This window comes from Nostoc sp. TCL26-01, from assembly GCF_013393945.1.
Taxonomy (GTDB): Bacteria; Cyanobacteriota; Cyanobacteriia; order Cyanobacteriales; family Nostocaceae; genus Trichormus.
In genome coordinates this window covers 3,465,376-3,480,297 of record NZ_CP040297.1, presented here as the reverse complement: position 1 = coordinate 3,480,297, position 14,922 = coordinate 3,465,376, and the positions used below count along the sequence as shown (strand labels likewise).

14 protein-coding genes are annotated in these 14,922 nt (G+C 38.9%); 6 read left to right on the top strand and 8 right to left on the bottom strand.

Annotated elements, in window-relative coordinates; genetic code table 11:
- Positions 1-15: 15 nt before the first annotated feature.
- The 3 genes from FD725_RS15010 to FD725_RS15000 all read left to right on the top strand — a co-directional run bounded on the left by FD725_RS15010 (position 16) and on the right by FD725_RS15000 (position 2,779).
- Entirely contained in the window at positions 16-345 is a 330-nt protein-coding gene (locus tag FD725_RS15010; RefSeq protein ID WP_179048859.1) for a YnfA family protein, read from the top strand.
- 399 nt (positions 346-744) lie between these two features.
- Complete coding sequence (locus FD725_RS15005) at positions 745-2,043, top strand: diguanylate cyclase domain-containing protein (RefSeq protein ID WP_179048858.1); 1,299 nt, start codon at positions 745-747, stop codon at positions 2,041-2,043.
- Between the two features lie 169 nt (positions 2,044-2,212).
- The gene (locus FD725_RS15000; protein WP_179048857.1) at positions 2,213-2,779 is read left to right on the top strand and encodes a sugar O-acetyltransferase; all 567 of its coding nucleotides are present in this window, start codon (positions 2,213-2,215) and stop codon (positions 2,777-2,779) included.
- Here the strand turns inward: FD725_RS15000 and FD725_RS14995 are convergent.
- The gene (locus FD725_RS14995) at positions 2,776-3,156 is read right to left on the bottom strand and encodes a calcium-binding protein (protein ID WP_179048856.1); all 381 of its coding nucleotides are present in this window, start codon (positions 3,154-3,156) and stop codon (positions 2,776-2,778) included. The genes FD725_RS15000 and FD725_RS14995 overlap by 4 nt on opposite strands.
- A 236-nt stretch (positions 3,157-3,392) precedes the next feature.
- The gene (locus tag FD725_RS14990; RefSeq protein ID WP_179048855.1) at positions 3,393-4,040 is read right to left on the bottom strand and encodes a Uma2 family endonuclease; all 648 of its coding nucleotides are present in this window, start codon (positions 4,038-4,040) and stop codon (positions 3,393-3,395) included.
- Positions 4,041-4,274: 234 nt separating this feature from the next.
- Between FD725_RS14990 and FD725_RS14985 the strand changes: the two genes are divergently transcribed.
- On the top strand, positions 4,275-4,952 hold the full coding sequence (locus FD725_RS14985; protein WP_179048854.1) for a bifunctional 2-polyprenyl-6-hydroxyphenol methylase/3-demethylubiquinol 3-O-methyltransferase UbiG: 678 nt from the start codon (positions 4,275-4,277) through the stop codon (positions 4,950-4,952).
- A gap of 347 nt (positions 4,953-5,299) precedes the next feature.
- On the opposite strand, the gene FD725_RS14980 is transcribed toward FD725_RS14985, so the two are convergent.
- From FD725_RS14980 to FD725_RS14970, 3 genes are all read right to left on the bottom strand, one after another.
- Entirely contained in the window at positions 5,300-6,901 is a 1,602-nt protein-coding gene (locus FD725_RS14980) for an NAD(P)/FAD-dependent oxidoreductase (protein ID WP_179048853.1), read from the bottom strand.
- Between the two features lie 193 nt (positions 6,902-7,094).
- Complete coding sequence (locus FD725_RS14975; protein WP_179048852.1) at positions 7,095-8,309, bottom strand: HetZ-related protein; 1,215 nt, start codon at positions 8,307-8,309, stop codon at positions 7,095-7,097.
- A gap of 371 nt (positions 8,310-8,680) precedes the next feature.
- Positions 8,681-9,340, bottom strand: coding sequence for an L-threonylcarbamoyladenylate synthase (locus FD725_RS14970; RefSeq protein WP_179048851.1), 660 nt, complete (start codon positions 9,338-9,340; stop codon positions 8,681-8,683).
- A gap of 243 nt (positions 9,341-9,583) precedes the next feature.
- On the opposite strand from FD725_RS14970, the gene larC reads away from it, so the two are divergent.
- On the top strand, positions 9,584-10,876 hold the full coding sequence (larC, locus tag FD725_RS14965) for a nickel pincer cofactor biosynthesis protein LarC (RefSeq protein ID WP_179048850.1): 1,293 nt from the start codon (positions 9,584-9,586) through the stop codon (positions 10,874-10,876).
- A gap of 57 nt (positions 10,877-10,933) precedes the next feature.
- On the opposite strand, the gene FD725_RS14960 is transcribed toward larC, so the two are convergent.
- Both FD725_RS14960 and FD725_RS14955 read right to left on the bottom strand, forming a co-directional pair.
- The gene (locus FD725_RS14960; RefSeq protein ID WP_179048849.1) at positions 10,934-11,530 is read right to left on the bottom strand and encodes a hypothetical protein; all 597 of its coding nucleotides are present in this window, start codon (positions 11,528-11,530) and stop codon (positions 10,934-10,936) included.
- Between the two features lie 80 nt (positions 11,531-11,610).
- Positions 11,611-12,018, bottom strand: a complete 408-nt coding sequence (locus FD725_RS14955) for a DUF6658 family protein (RefSeq protein ID WP_179048848.1) — start codon at positions 12,016-12,018, stop codon at positions 11,611-11,613.
- A 313-nt stretch (positions 12,019-12,331) separates the two neighbouring features.
- Here FD725_RS14955 and FD725_RS14950 point away from each other — a divergent pair, with 313 nt between their 5' ends.
- The gene (locus FD725_RS14950) at positions 12,332-13,258 is read left to right on the top strand and encodes a YbhN family protein (RefSeq protein ID WP_179048847.1); all 927 of its coding nucleotides are present in this window, start codon (positions 12,332-12,334) and stop codon (positions 13,256-13,258) included.
- A gap of 76 nt (positions 13,259-13,334) precedes the next feature.
- Here the strand turns inward: FD725_RS14950 and FD725_RS14945 are convergent, their stop codons facing one another.
- Entirely contained in the window at positions 13,335-14,738 is a 1,404-nt protein-coding gene (locus FD725_RS14945; RefSeq protein WP_179048846.1) for a hypothetical protein, read from the bottom strand.
- Positions 14,739-14,922 lie beyond the last annotated feature (184 nt).

Sequence of the window (14,922 nt, the reverse complement as noted above, 5' to 3'; positions counted from 1 at the left end):
TTTTTAAAAATTAAAATGTCCATCATCAAGTCTTTGGGTTACTTCTGTTTAGCGGGTTTGTGTGAAATTGGCGGAGGCTATCTAATTTGGTTATGGTTGCGAGAAGGTAAAAGCATCTGGCTAGGGTTAGTTGGTTCATTACTGCTAACTGTTTATGGGTTTGTCGCCACACAACAGCCAAGTAACTTTGGTCGCACTTATGCAGCTTATGGTGGTATTTTTATTATTCTCTCGCTGCTGTGGGGTTGGAAGATCGATGGATTAGCTCCTGACAAATTTGATCAATTAGGCTCATTGATCGTGCTGTTAGGGGTATTGATCATGATTTATTCATCTAGAGGTTAAAGTTTATCATTAATTTTCCAAACCTATGAGAAAAATACCTCAGATGATCAATGTTTTGTTATCTAAATAACAGTATTTTTATACTTTTATTTTATGTATATACCACATTAAAAAAATGTTCATTACTGAACAAAATCTTAAAATAAAGAGATTTTAAAACTTCGATATTCATAGTAAAAGCCTGATTTTAACAGCATCAGCCAATTATGTTGATTTTTAAATATTAATCAAAAATATATATTCTGACTAGTAATTTATGGAGTTATTTAAATTTAACAAGTAGTTTAATCAAGCGACTATACCGATATTTTAGAGATTGACTATCATAGAGTTATTAACTTTCAGATTGAGTTGACGCTAACAACAATATCTGAACCTTAGCAAACAGGTGATTTTAACATGATCTCCCACAAAATCCTAGTTGTTGAGGATGAAATAGACCTAGCGTTAAATCTTAAAAACAGTTTACAAACATTAGGATACAATGTTCTGGAGATTACAAATTCTGCGGAAGAAGCGATAAAAAAGATAGTAGATAATCACCCAAATCTAGTATTATTTGATATCTGCTTAGATAAAACAATTGATGGAGTACAGGTAGCAGATATTATTCAAAATAATTTTCATATTCCCGTATTGTATTTAACTGAGTATACGGAATATTTACAGTTAAACAAAATCCGATTAGGTCATGCTTTTAGCTGTATTTTAAAACCCATTGATGAAAAAAACTTACATCTGGCTGTGGAGATGGCCTTACAGCAATATCAAAGCCACAGAAGATTGCAGGAAGAAAAAGCCAGAATGTCGGCAATTATTAACAGTATGGGTTGTGCTGTAATTGTCACCTTTACTGATGGTTGTATTCAGATGATGAATCCCATCGCCGAAAAATTAACTGGTTGGCAAGAACATGAAGCTTTGGGCAGAAATTTAACAGAGGTTGTCAGTTTAGTTGATCAAGATATGGATGAAGCAATTGATAATTTAGCTACACAAGCTATGCAAACTGGTGAGGTGTTGAATTTACCAGAAAACTGTACACTGATTTCTAAGGATGGTAAAGCAATACCAATTGGTGATAGCGTTGCACCGATTTGTGATCACCAAGGCAACATCACTGGCGCAGTTTTGGTGCTACAAGATATTACTCACCGTAAGCAAGCGGAGATCCAATTACTTCGTAATGCCTTTTATGATGGATTGACAGCACTACCCAATCGAGTTTTATTCTTAGATCGTCTCAAACAAGCTGTTGAAAGAAGTAAACGGCGCATCGATTATCGATTTGCGGTGTTGTTTCTGGATTTAGATGGTTTTAAGGGGATTAACGATCGCTTTGGACACGGCATGGGAGATGATTTTTTAGTAGCGATCGCTCGCAGGTTAGAATCATGTGTACGTAGTGGAGATACAGTAGGGCGATTTGGTGGCGATGAATTTGCCGTCTTGTTAGAAGAAATTCGAGATGTTAACGATGCTATTAACGTCGCCAAACGCATTCAAGATACCTTGGGATTACCTCTAAACTTGAATGGGCAACAAATTTTTACTACAGCTAGCATTGGGATTACCCTCAATAGCAATAGTCATGATGAACCAGAAAACCTATTGCGAGATGCTGATCATGCCATGTACCGAGCTAAACAGCAAGGAAAAGCGCGTTATGGTGTGTTTAATAAAGCTACTAATTGTTAATGCGCTACATATCTAATATTCTCATTTTGGGTGTGTCTACCAGATTTCAAATTATCCGCAAAATATGATTAAAATCTGCATATTTATCAGAATTTTATTAAAATTAGATTTTCTTCATGATTAATTCCAGATATTGTAAGTACTTGCCTCCTGTGCGTGAGACAAACTCATGGAAAAAACAGAAAAACAAAAAATGCTCTCAGGTGAATTATATCTGTCTGATGATCCAGAATTAATTGCCCAGAGCAAACGAGCTGCTCGTCTATTGCGGATGTATAATGCCACAACCGAAGAACAGCCAGAACAACGCCAGCAAATTTTACAAGAACTATTTGCCCAGGTAGGTGAGAAAATTAACATAGTGCCGCCATTGCATTGTGATTATGGCAGCAATATCTATGTAGGCAATGGCTTATTTGCCAATTATGGTTGTGTAATTTTAGACTGCAACAAAGTAGAAATTGGTGACAACGTCTTGCTAGCTCCCTACGTGCAGATTTATACTGCTTACCATCCTACAGAACCAGAAGTTCGTCTATCTGGGAGAGAACTCGCCTCACCAATTAAAATTGGTAATAACGTTTGGATTGGTGGCGGTGCTATTATTTGTCCGGGAGTTACCATTGGGGATAATACGACAATTGGTGCTGGTAGTGTGGTTATCAAAGATATACCAGCCAATGTTGTCGCAGCTGGGAACCCTTGCCGGATTATTCGCCATTTATCTGCCAATTAGAATTTATATCCTCTAGCTAACCAGTATAGCCAATCAGCGATCGCCTCTTGAGTCTCTTCATCGACATCAATAGCTTCTATTTCCGAAAGCTTGACAGAATAGACATCCTCGTCCTTACCGCCAATGAGAGCAACTTCCACATACATATCTTTCAAACACTCATCATCTGAAGCCATACCCAAGACTTGGACTTCTTTTTCCCCAACAGTCGCAGATTTCCGCGACTTCTTCTTCCACTTAGCGAAAAAAGGGAAATTTAAAGTCTCCTCAAGATAATAGTACCAACCCATCGCTCGGTCTTCTTTATCGTCAGCATCAACTATAATCTCTGTTTCAATTCGCTGCTCTCTGGTTTCGTCGCGTTCTACACTAGGCATAAGACAAAGACTCACTTAATGATACACAGTTTGATATGTTAATCGTTTTAGCAATATCTGTCGATAAGTTGTCAGATGTCTAAGAAGGTGTTGGAAAAGTTTCAGTAGGTAGAAAAATGCCATTCTGACTGGAGCGGAGCGTCAGGAAGAATCTAGGTTTTGTGGCACATACCGAGATGTTTCATTCCGCTACGCTGCATTCAACATGACAAAGAAACAGGCTTTTCAAACGTCCTCTAAGGATGAGAATTGGCTATCTGCTGGCTTACCCAATCACGAAATAATCTCACCATAGAAACCTCCCCAATTTTCAGACTTTGTTCCAGAAACCAGGGAAGTTCAGTTGCTAAGGGAAGGTTGGCAAAAGTTGGTGACACATCACAAGGAATATAAACTCCTCCCCGTAACTGATAAATTTGCATAATGGGTTCGTCATATCGCCAAACTTCTGGAACACCCAAAGCCTGATAAATAGGAAATCTGTCTACAGAAGCGCCAGTGTAGTCTACCTCAATAACTAAATCTGGTGGTGGATCTTGTGTCAAATCGATCTGCTGCTTTTGCCGCATCACCAACTCATTTTGAATATAAAAAGCTGAATCTGGTTCTACTCCCCGCAATAAGTCTGCACGTTTACAAGTTGTCGAACCAATGCTTTTTAAATTTAGGTTGAGTACCTCAGCTAGAGCAAAAATCAAATGTTCTAGTAATCTATTGTTATGCTCATGAGGCATTAAAGGAGTCATAATTTCCAGCATTCCCTGATCGTAAGCCAGTCGCACAGCACGATCATCTCCCATTTCTGCCAGGATAGTTTCAAAGGTTTGCCAAGTAATATTTGGCAGTAAAACCCTTTGAGAATTAGTTAATGCTGTCGTCACCATAGGATTTAATCTCAGGCTTTCTCCTAAAATATCAAGAAATATAAAAGTTAAGCTTTGATAAAAATTTACAAAATATCACATTTATATATATTTTGCTAAACTCAGATATGCCAAAGCTTGAGCATTTCATCATGGCATTACTGACTCCTCATGCACTCTATCTAATTGATTAATCATAATAGATTTTGTAATAATGCTTTGATAACTTTCAGTAGAGAAAATTAAATAAAAACCATGACACAAACTGCAAAGATTATAGCTAAGGAGCTTGTACCACCTATTGTACTTAGGTTATTCAAGTCTTTTCGTAATTCTCAAACTGTTAGCTACAACAATGGTTCTGAGCAAACCTCTGAGTATTACGATCAGAAAGCATCTGCATCTGATGGTTTCCGCATTCACTACTCAAAAACTGAATATTACCCTTTTTGGTCAGTTATAGCCGATCGCATCCAGTGTGTAGAAACAAAATCCTTGCTAGAAATTGGTTGTGGTGGTGGGCAGTTTGCTGCTTTAATCCGAGATAAAGGCATAACTAAATATCTCGGTTTTGATTTTAGTTCTAGCCTAATTGCTCTAGCAAAAAAAGCTTGTCCTGACTTAGATTTTGTGATAGCTGATGCGTTAAAAACGGATCTGTTCTACACCCATGATTATGATACAGTGGTAACTACAGAATTTCTAGAACATATAGAGCGTGATCTTGAGGTAATTCAAAAGATTCGCAAGGGTACACGTTTCTATGGTAGCGTACCAAATTTTCCCTGGATATCTCATGTCCGCCATTTTAATAGTGTCCAGGAAGTTTATGACAGATATTCTGAATATTTTCATTCATTTAGAGTGGATACATTTTTTAGCAATCACGACAATGCCAAAGTGTTTTACCTATTAGAGGGTGTAAAACTTTAGGATACTCATATAGATGTTTATAGCGTTTCCCAGTTAAGTGAGGTACAGAATCAATATTTTTAAACGCAGAGGGTCGCAGAGGGAAACGCAGAGGGGTATGGAGATTGCCCAATTTTATTCACGGTGTACTCAGTACTTCAGCAGATTAGGAAAAGTTATATCATTCCTCGCTCACTAAAAACAACAGTCGAAATTACATTTTATTTTGATTGCATAAGTAAATAAGGTTTATAAATTATCTTAACCTTGAAAAAGCTGCTATTTTCAACTACTGAATTATTAGTTATGAGGCATCTATGCGAGGTTAAGATAACTGCACTGAAGTTGTGAAAGTTGTGGTGTCGGGACTATTTAAATTTCCGCACAATTTGCTTGGCCGCATTGATTCCGGAAACTGCTGCACCTTCCATAAAACCTTGCCATTCATAAAATGAACTGGTGTGTTCTCCAGCAAAGTAGAGATTATCGATCGCTTTACCTTCATTGCCAGCTATGGTGGTAAAGTATCCGGGTTGGTTACAGGTGTAACTGCCTTTAGTTAACGGGTTCAATAACCAATTTTCCAGATGTGCTAAAAATTCACTATTCTTAATTCTGACTGCCGAAATATCTGCACCAGGGAAAATAAATTTGAGATAGCTGAGAAAATTACCAGTCTCTCGTTGTAAATATTTGGGGTCAAGTCCCGCACCTAAATTACCACCAGCGTAATTTGTTAATACTGCCCGGTTGTAAGCAGCCTGACTGGGGTTAGTTTCCCAAGTATTTTGAATAAATGACAGATCAGCATAGCTACTACCATTACTACCAAGAGTAGCCCAAGGACGATGATTAAAGCCTACCATCAATTTTGCATTAGTGCCGTAGACTAAGTTATTAATGGCATCACGTTTCCACTGAGGAAGCTGGAGTCCTCGCAAGTCTACTTCTCTGAGAGTGGAGAAAGGAATCGCAAAGACGACAGCATCAAATTTTTCACTCAAGCTATGATTAAAAGTTAATTCAATTTTACCGGCACTATCTTTTCTCGCAGCTATGAGTTTTTGAGCATATTTAATTTGCCCAGATAATCGCGTTTTTAAGCCTTCTACAATCTGCTGATTACCACCAATCACATGATAACGTTCATCACTAAACACACCAAAAGGACGAAACTTTGAGCGTTTATCTGCATGGATAAATTGTAGAAAACTCAGACAACTTTGCTGGTCAATTTCTCGCCCATATTCCCCAATATATGCGGCTTTAATCACATTTTTAATTAAATTTCCTGCTCCACGCTGATCTAAATAATCTTGGAGATTAGTCAAGTCAAGGATTCTTTCTGCCTCAGTAAAATTATCCGCAGTTGGTTCGGCAAGAGTGCGTAAATCCTGTCTCATGACATCAACAAAATTTCGCAACTCATCAACTACAGCCGACTCACCATAACGTTGACCATTAAAGTAATAAAAGACTTCCCCCGGTTCTTTTGATAAATCTTCTAATTCCAGCTTAAATTCATTGACATATCCCAACATTGTCTTATGTAAGTTGTCAATAAACTCGCCGCCTCTCTCAGCTACTTGTCCGGGAAATACACCATTAAGGGAATAGCAACGTCCTCCTGTGCGTTCACTAGCTTCGTAGATAGTAGCTTTAATTCCTAAACGCTGGAGTTCGTAGCCACAAGCGAGTCCGGCTAAACCTGCTCCCACAATTGCTACTTTGGCATCGATCGCTGGAGGTGCTGCTAAAGTACGATGAAAATAGCCAGAACCAACACCAATTGTTCCCCCAAGCAGGGTGAGTTTACCTAAATCTGCTAAAAACTCTCGCCGCTTAGTTTTGCGGACTGACAGCGCAGAAATCCGTTCCATACCTTCGCCAGTGGAAATATTCTGCTTTTGACAATACTGAGCAGTGCGAATTGTCTGGGCTAATTGTCTAAAAATTGGTGAATGACTCATGAGTATTGATAGCTTGCTAGAAAAGCCAGGTTTTGTAGTCTGATATCATGTGCGATTAAATACACATAACTAATGTAGCCACTGTTGAGTGTGACTTAAGTAAAATAGACATGATTTTTGGATGAAGCACAGCTTCACCCAATAAATAAGAAATAGCAAAAATACTGATTAAATTAATTAATTTTGCTTAAATTCAACCTGTTTGGGTTTCTGGATTACCGTTGCGGATAGCCCATGCAGTATCTAGCATTTGTGTCCAGCGCTTTTGTAATTGTTTAGGAGTACATTTTAAAGCTTTAGCGATCGCCTGATCACTATGTCTTGCTAATTTCAACTGGAGAATTTGCTGTTCCGGTACAGAAAGGGTATTGACAAAAGCATCCCATTGCTGTCCAGATAAGCCCAACTTTTGTTCTAAACCTGCACCTAGCCATTGATGGACTAATTGCCAATGATGCTGTTTGGCAAACTTCTGCACATGATATTTAAAACGCTGTTGCAGATAGTCGCGCTGACGGCTGGTAAGACCGAGAATTTGGTCAATTTCTGGTGCAGACAAGTCTTGTAGCTTGAGAGTCAGGTAGTCTATACAGTCAGATTGTCCTTGAGACTCTAAATATTTGACTAATTCGGAGATAATGCGATCGCGTTCTGATTCTTCTGAAGGGTCAAAATTAGCTTGAGCAATCATCTGCGATCTAATTTGTTGTACTGCCGAGTTACGCTGGTAAGATTCTGCATCCTCACTTTTGGCAGATTCCACAGCCATTTCAATATCGACAGTTGTTTCCTGGGGCTGACGACGGGCAAAACCTTGAGCGCGTAAGATAATTAATTGTTGGTTATTGCCACCAGGTAAATTAATCCGGCGTTTAGCATACTGTTCAGTAAAAGCCATATACTCCGCTAGTTGCAACTGAGTGCGGGGTGTATAGTCTTCCGGTAATTCTGTTTCTCGACGGAAAGCTTTGATAGCTTCAATGTAAAATGCTTGGAGAAAATCTTCAATCAGAGTGTAGCGCGCATCAAAACCCAAATCTGAACCAGCGATCGTCACATGACGGTAAACCATAGCACCCAAGCTACTATGTAATTCTACCCGTCCCCGTTGAGAACCTAGTTGATAATAATGCAGGCATTTTTGTAGACGATGGCGAGAGAGAGTAACTTGCCAAGACTGAACCTGACCTGATGTTTGAATGCGAGAACTTTTATCGCAAATCCGGTTGACTTCTTTGGCAATGCGTTGAGCGACAGCTTGGATACACTTGGGTGATCCTTTGACTTGAGCTTGCATTTCTTGACACAACAATTGCATCAAAGCATCTGTGGGAGGTAAGTCTGTAGTCACAGTGTCGCCGACAAAAGCAGATGTAGAGATTGGTAGATTTGCAAGGTTTACTTTCATATCTTTTCCTGGGTTCGGTGTTGCACCTTATATAAAATGCCCAAATATTGCCTGAAAATAGAGTTTGACGAAGAATGTTGAAATATTCATCCCTCAACACCTACTGCAAGCACTGCTCATATATATGAATTTAATCAATCAAGAAGAGTTACAGAGAAAGCCGTGTGTCGCTTTTTCCACTCGCAACCTAATAGACGTTAACACAGGTAAATTCGCTTTGCCTGCCAAATTGCTAAAAAGCTTAATGTGTCAAGTATTACTGTAATTACCTGCTGATTAATCCTAGAACTTGTACGCATGACAATCATGAAACTGGAGCTTTTTGATCACATTATTCCGAAATACACGGGGAAGCCGATGAAGCCCAGTTCTTATACCCACGTAGCTACAGCTTCCCAACCTAAACCCTGCCTTGTAATCATTGGTTCATCTCCCGTTAAATCTAAAATGGTCGAAACGTCGTATGTTGGTTCTTGACCAGTATCGACAATCACATCGACCAATTTATCCAAACGATCAAACAGTTCCACTTGTGACAGTCTCAGTTCCTCATCTGGTAAGACTTTTCCGTTATCCGCTTCATCTGGTGGCAGATGTGCCGAAGTGGAAATAATCGGATTTTCTAAAGATTCGAGCAACGCCAAGCATACGGTATGATTGGGTACACGAATACCAGTGGTTTTGCGCTTGGGATTTTGTACCAATTTGGGTACTAACTTGGTTGCAGGCAGCAAAAATGTATAAGTCCCTGGTATTAATCGCTTCATGAGGCGATAAGCTGTATCACTGACATAGGCATATGTCGCTACGTTTGACAATGAAGGACATAAAAATGTTAGTGGTTTATCATTTGCTAGCTGCTTGATTTGCCGCACTCTCTCCACCGCAGACTTGACATTTAAATCACAACCGATCGCATATACTGTATCAGTCGGATAGAGCATCACTGCGCCACTAGATAGTGCTGAACTTATTTCCTCTATTCTGCGACTTTGGGGATTGTCAGGATGGACAGGAATAATTTTTGCCATAAAAAATTTAGGTTACGGAATATTGGGGGCTAGAGGTTAGAGAGTAGAGGTGAGAGAATTTTTCTTTGGTGCTGTGATGACTATATGTAAAATTAAGCGTTGCACATATTTACACGCAGAAGTAATTAGTTAACCTATAGACACATACTTTGACAGACGAGTTTTCTGAGCAGGATGCCACAATAAATACGCAATACCGATTTTCACATTCACAATAATTGTGTAGCGCAAAAATTTACCTGTATGAGCAAAATTGCTTATCTTCAATGTCCGACGGGGATTTCTGGTGATATGTGCCTGGGTGCGTTAGTTAGTCTGGGTGTGCCGGTGGAGTATCTGAGGGAAAAACTAGATAATCTAGGACTTGCTCAGGAGTATAAATTATGGGCAGAACTGGTACAAAGGAATGGCCAGCAAGCAACTAAGGTTCATGTGGATTTAATCGAGCATCACCATCACCATCATGAGCATGATCACGAACACCATCATCAGCACACCCGTCACCTACCGGAAATTGAGCAGATGATTTTGCAGGCGGGATTGCCACCACGAGCTGAGGCTTGGAGTTTGGCTGTATTTCGCCAATTAGCGGTTGCTGAAGGGGCTGTACATGGAATTTCGCCGGAAAAGGTGCATTTTCATGAAGTGGGTGCGGTGGATGCGATTGTGGATATTGTTGGCACTTGCTTAGGATTAGATTGGTTAGGCATTGCTAATGATCAGGCAGGATTCCCACTGCTTTATTGTTCACCATTTCCCACTGGTGGGGGAACTGTACGAGCTGCTCATGGACAGATGGCTGTCCCTGTACCGGCTGTTTTGAAGTTATGGGAAATGCGGGGTTGTCCGGTTTACAGTAATGGCATTGATCGAGAATTAGTCACACCAACCGGAGCTGCGATCGCCACCACTTTAGTGAGAGAATTTGGCGATACACCACCCATGACACTCCAACAAGTAGGATTGGGAGCCGGTACAATCAACCTACCTATTCCTAATATACTACGGCTGTGGCTGGGTGAAAGCGCTAGTCTCCAGGCAAAGGTCAGCAATTTTCAGGAAAATAGCCCAAATCTGGAAACTATTTCCGTATTAGAAACACAAATTGATGATTTAAATCCGCAAGCGATCGGTTATATCTTTGAAGCATTGTTTGCTGTGGGTGCAGTCGATGTCTTTACTCAATCCATAGGCATGAAAAAATCCCGTCCGGGGATTTTACTAACTGTAATTTGCCATCCAGAAAATTTACTCGATTGTGAAGCAGTGATTTTCCGCGAAACCACAACTTTAGGAATTCGCCGCACGACTCAACAGCGTTCTATTTTAGAACGAGAAATGCAACAAGTAGCCACTAAATATGGCACAGTGAGAATTAAAGTAGCATGGCAAGGAAAATCTGCCCAAAAATCTCTTGCTAATGTCCAACCAGAATACGAAGATTGTGCCGAATTAGCTCGCAAATACAATATTCCCTGGCGAGAAGTTCACCAGGTAGTTTTGCATAATTGGTATTTAGAAAATCAAAATTTCTAGCATATCCATTACCCAAAAACCTGTAGAGACGTTGCATTGCAACGTCTCTACATGATCCTAATTATTCAATGTGCGATTGACGCTATTACCCACATCTTCAACTCGTCGCTGAAGATTTTTCCCTGTATCTTCAGCCCCACGTTGAACATTTTTTGTCAAGTTTTCACCAGCATTTTGGGTGTTGTCTTTGATATTTTCTAAGCCGCGCTGAGTTCCTTTCACAACCCCTTCTCTCACTTCTTCGGCAGAACTACCAATATCTTCACCTAAGTTTTTCACTCTTTGCCCAAAAGGTGTACCTTGTTGATAGTTACGAGTATATTGCTCTGTACTGTCAACACCTTTTTGCTCAACATTTTTTCTGGCTTGATTACTTAATGCCTTAGCTCTAGCTTCTGCTGTTTTCTCACCTGCTGTGGCTCTAGGATCTACATCACTAAAGTTATTCATCCCACCTTTAGGTGCGTTGAGTGGATAACTTTTTGTGGGATCATATCTTTCCATATTTGGTGGTTGAGAACCTGGCTGTGGTGGCTGTGCAGCTACAGTGGGACGATTACAAGCTTGTGCCAAGAGTAAAAAAACACCTGCTAAAAACACAGTCAATATTTTCAATGGACGCAGATTTTGTAGCCAATTAATCACTCTTTTCATGATATTTTTCCTTGTTGTTTGGTAACTCTAATTAGTTGAATTTGCCGTGATTTATGCTGTCTTGTTTTTGCTCACGAGCATTATTTACGAACTGCCTGATTTGGTTGTAATTCTGGTCTAGAAGTAGCTTCATCTGCTGAGTTTTGTAAAAACTTAGAAGCTTCTTGTACTGATTCCTTGACAGTTTCTAGGCGTTCTTGAATGCGAGTACCTACATTTGGTTCATTCTGAATTAAATTTCCTGGTTCAGGGCGTTGAAAATCTTCTTGAGTGATGATAGGCAATTCTCTTTCTTTCTCGATTCTGCCTGCTGGTGTTTCTGCACCGGGATAAAGAAGTTCTGATTCTGTATTTGTGGTAATCAATAATTTGGAGTTGTCTAATAGACTGGCTTGGTTTGTATTAGCTATTAACAATATACCAGCCAAAAATACGGTAACTATTTGGCGTAGTTGCAGTTTTTTCCATACATTCATTAAACTATTCACACTTCCTCCTTTTACTTATAGATAAATCCTGGCTTAACGTCTTTGGCATTAAGCGAAAGTTTACTGATTTCTGAACCAACAGTTTTTAATAGTAAGGTGAAAAAATTAGTTATATATCTGGCGTAAGTCACATTATTTTCCAAAAAAGCTGGTTGTGTTTCTCTAACTAGAGAGAGAACAATTAATCAACCGCAATATAGCAATCCTGAATCGTTTAGTTATGGTTGGAGATTTTTTTGTCAAAATTTAGTGTGTAGCTGATGTAGCATAAGATTTGAGATATTCAGCTTTGAGTGTTTTAGCTGTTTGTTCAATGAGTATAAAATTGAAGCAAGTTTTACGCTGGGTAATTTTAGGGGCGACGCTGATTTTTTTAGCTAAAGCCTTGCAGGATCATTGGTTAGAGGTGACGGCTACCCGGATTGATGAAGTTGGGTGGGCAATTTTAGCGATCGCTACAGGTATAACTTTACTAGCTCATACTTGGGCAGGTTGGGTTTGGACTTGGGTTTTGCAAGATTTAAATCAATCTGTACCGATTTCTCAATTTATCCAAACGTACCTGAAAACCAATATTGCCAAGTATTTACCAGGAAACGTGTGGCATCATTATGGGCGAATTGTGGCAGCGAAAAATGCCAATGTTGTGGCTGGTGCAGCTACCTTGAGTGTTTTACTAGAACCCTTATTGATGGCGGCGGCGGCTTTAATTATTGTTGTCTTATTTGGAAGTGAATTTGCTGTGAGGAATTACAGCTTGACGCTGCAAATTTTACAGTCATTGAGTTTAGTTATGATCCTCTGTGCGATACATCCCCGATTTTTAAATCTATTGATCAGTCTGGCATACAAACTCAAGACAAAAAAATCTTCTCATCCAGCAAGTACAGCTTTTAAGGTAAAACGCTATCCCTGGAAACCACTGTTAGGGGAGTTGGGATTTTTAGCTTTGCGGGGTACGGGGTTTATTTTAACTATATTTGCTCTCATGCCCTTAGATATGAGTCAAATTCCCTTGTTATTGGGTGCTTTTAGTTGTGCTTGGGTGCTGGGGTTGGTGGTTCCCGGTGCGCCTGGGGGTTTGGGTGTATTTGAAGCGACAGCTCTTGCACTTTTGCAAAACCGCTTTCCCTCGGCGGTGGTGATTAGTGCGATCGCCCTATATCGTTTAATTAGTATTATTGCGGAAACATCTGGTGCTGGTTTGGCTTGGCTAGATGAACGCCTTGCTAAATCCTAGATTTACACTCACAAGTTAACAAACTCGCTGGGCTTCAGTTTCTGTTACAAAACTATACTTGCAACTTGCAACTTCTTTAATCAGGTTTTGCTTGCTCTGCTTTTACTTGAGAAAATACACGATAAGTATCTAAATTTGCTGGTGTATGACTAGCTGATTCTACTTCTACTACTTGTAACAAGTTATATTCTACGTTTTCTGCATAAATGGCAAAAGTAATATTATAAAACTCAATAAAGTGTATTACCCATTGGCATTCATCCTCTGGTTTATCTTTATAATAACTAATTAAATCAGCAAGGCGACTTTCTAAATGACTCCGGGAACTGTTACAAATACAGATAATCTTAAGCAGGATAATTACTAAAGTTAAAGGGTGTCCGTGAGACAGCAATAAGATAAATATTTCTGAAGGTTCCTGGCGATTTTCTAGAGTCAGGGAATCAATGAGTTTATTGCAAATTCTTAATAATAAATCTTTGTTGATAATTTCTGCATTTTTCTCCGCTTTCCAAGATGATAATTTTATAGTCAATAGTTGTTGAAGATTTTCGACTATATACTGATTACTTACCTGATTTTTTTGGTCAGAAGATTTGCTAAGATGAACATAGGGTTTTTCTAAATCTTTTAAAAACCCAGGATATACAGAAAAAAATAAATATTTTTGAATATTTGTCTTAAATTCTTTTAAGGTTTGATTTTGCGTTTGCTTGAGAAAGATATTAGCGAGATTTTCATAGCTAAATTTACCTTTTTTGACGACAATCATTTTAATTAAACGCAAAACTTCGTCCCCAAAAATACTAGGGTTGTTGTAGCGTGTGGGACTAGAAGTTGCCGACTGCGAACGAGCAATATACATAGCTAGCTCAAATTTATACTTGTCCTTCATTTGTCGAGATAGTTTGCTGGCTGCTTCTTGTTGCTCTTTGGGTTTATTAGTATCTAAAGATTGGGAAACTAGCAAATAGTGAGCATAGCGATCGCTCCAATGAGTTTTACTTTTTCCATCATATTTATAGTTAAAGATTTTCAGTTCTTGATAATCTGGACTATGAACAAAATTTTCTAGCCATATTTGATAGGTAGCTAGTTCATGACCAATTCGTTTTGTGCGAACAACAGGTAATTGAGTAAATAGATTAATTAAGTCTTGAATATACTTATATTGTCTTTTGGCTGCCCAATTATTAATTAAAATATAGCAAGAACGTTTGAGTGTATAGTGAAACTCCTGTTCATCATCACACAGCACTATTTTGTGTATGATTGGCACATTATTTAAACTGCCTGACTCTAGACAATTGATAAATAATTGCTTAAACTCTTGCAGAGCATCTTCTGGTATATATATATTGACAAGTTGCAGCAAGAAGCCATAAAGGCTTTCTTGTAAAGCTGGTAAATTTAACTCTTCAGTGTTGAATTTTGCAGATGCTTGATTGATTAAATTATTCGGTAATTTATGGGTGGTCATGGAATTTCTCAAGACCAAAAAATGTTTTAACTCTATTGTTATCAGCTTACCCTCGATTCTAGGCAGTATCAATCACTTTATTCAAAGCTAGCTTAATTTTTTACAGAGTTTTAGTAAATTTACGGTGTACCTGATTAACTGTTCAAGATTCATCAACCAATACTCAGTAAAATTACGGTATTCA